1 protein-coding gene is annotated in these 1,455 nt (G+C 69.4%); it reads left to right on the forward strand.

The genetic code is table 11. The annotated features are described in order from the left end of the window. Nucleotides 1-70: 70 nt before the first annotated feature. Nucleotides 71-1,455, forward strand: a 1,385-nt coding sequence (locus tag ACH4D3_RS41200) for a condensation domain-containing protein (protein ID WP_398332888.1), incomplete at its 3' end; no start/stop codon positions are given.

Genomic DNA, 1,455 nt, shown 5'->3' on the forward strand with positions numbered 1-1,455 from the left:
AGGCGCCTCCAACATCGCCGACGTCTATCCCCTGGCCCCGCTCCAGGAAGGCATCCTCTTCCACCACCGGATGGCCGCGGACAGCGGCACAGACGTGTACGCATCGCCGACCGTCGTCGGATTCGAGTCGCGCACGCTTCTCGACGGCTTCCTGACCGCGCTGCAGCAGGTGGTGGACCGGCACGACATCTACCGCACAGCCATCGTGTGGGAGGGCCTGCGTGAGCCGGTCCAGGTCGTGCAGCGCCACGCCGAACTGCCCGTCCACGAGGTCACACTCGATCCTCTGGGCGCCGATCCCGTGGACCAGTTGATGTCCCTGGACGGGGCATGGATGGACCTCGGCCGCGCTCCGCTGATCCAGGTGCATACTGCCCTCGCCCCCGGCGGCGACGGCCGTTGGCTGGCTCTGTTGCGCATCCACCACCTGGTGCAGGACCACACCACGCTCGACGTACTCCTGGCGGAACTGGACTCGTTCATGTCGGGGCAGGGCGAGACGCTGCCCGAACCGCTGCCGTTCCGGAACTTCGTCGCGCAGGCCCGGCTCGGCGTGCCCCGGGAGGAGCACGAGCGCTACTTCGCCGGTCTGCTCGGAGACGTGACCGAGACGACCGCACCGTACGGCCTCCTCGACGTGCGTGGCGACGGCAGCGGGGTGAATCGCGCACGGCTGGACGTCGACTCGGAACTCGCCGCCCATACGCGGAAGGTGGCGCGAAAGCTTGGAGTGAGCGCGGCGACCGTCTTCCATCTCGCGTGGGCCCGTGTGCTGGCTTCCGTGTCCGGGCGGGACGACGTGGTGTTCGGCACGGTGCTGTTCGGGCGGGTGAACGCCGGCGTCGGCTCGGACCGGGTACCGGGGCTCTTCATCAACACGCTGCCGGTGCGCGTCCGCGGCGACTCCTCAGGCGTGCGCGATGCCCTGACCGACCTGCGTGACCAGCTGGCGGAGCTGCTGGTGCACGAGCATGCCCCGCTTGCCCTCGCGCAGCAGGTCAGCGGTGTTCCGGGCGATGCTCCCCTGTTCACCTCGCTGTTCAACTACCGGCACAACCGGTCCGTCCCGCGAACCGCCACCGAAGGCGCGGGCATCGGTCTCGAAGGAATCCGGACGCTGGTCAACCGGGAGGGCACCAACTATCCCGTGACCGCCGCCGTCGACGACAACGGAATCGACTTCGTGCTGAGTGTCGAGGCGGTGGCGCCGGCCGATCCGGCCCGGGTGTGCGCGCTGCTGCACACGGCCTTGCGCAACCTGGTGCATGCGCTGGGGGAGGACCCGGGCATCCGGCTGCGTGCGCTGGAGGTGCTGGACCCGGCCGGGCGTCGGGAGCTTCTGGATGAGTGGGGTGGTGGGGTGGGTGGTGTGTCGGGGGTGTTGGTGCCTGAGTTGTTTGGGTCGTGGGTTGGGGTGGATCCGGGTGCGGTGGCTGTGGTGTGTGGTGGGGTGGG

The sequence above is a fragment of the Streptomyces sp. NPDC018026 genome, from assembly GCF_044327745.1.
Lineage (GTDB): Bacteria > Actinomycetota > Actinomycetes > Streptomycetales > Streptomycetaceae > Streptomyces > Streptomyces rubrogriseus.